1 pseudogene is annotated in these 557 nt (G+C 61.4%); it reads left to right on the forward strand.

Annotation, left to right across the window (positions count from 1 at the left end):
* Positions 1-557 (forward strand): annotated as a pseudogene (locus AC5RU9_RS21300) (carboxypeptidase regulatory-like domain-containing protein); the annotation flags it as partial.

Below are 557 nucleotides of genomic sequence, written 5' to 3' on the forward strand. Positions count from 1 at the left end.
CTGCCCACGTCGGCAAAACCATCACAGTGACCGTCACGGGCGCCAAATCCGGCTACGCCGCCACCGATAAAAGCTCATCCCCCACCACAACCATCGCGGCGCTGCCGGTGTTGTCGCCGGCGCCGGTGCCGACGATCACGGGCACGGCCAAAGCCGGGTCCACCCTGACAGCGAACCCTGGGGTCTGGGGGCCGGCCCCGGTGACCTTGACTTACCAATGGAAAGCCAACGGAACCTCCCTCACAGGAGCTACGCAATCAACCTTGGTCCTGACCACTGCCCACGTCGGCAAAACCATCACAGTGACCGTCACGGGCGCCAAATCCGGCTACGCCGCCACCGATAAAAGCTCATCCCCCACCACAACCATCGCCGGTGAGGGGCCGCTTCCTATTTCCGGGAAAATAGCAGCCGACACAACATGGGGTAATGACCGGGTTGTTGTCATCAGCGGTGAGACTAAGGTTGCTGCTGGGGTGACGTTGACGGTGCAGCCTGGCACGGTGGTGAAGTTCACCGGCGGTACGAAACTATCCGTTGATGGTGTGTTGAAGATC

Source organism: Arthrobacter sp. B0316-5-4 (assembly GCF_059090325.1).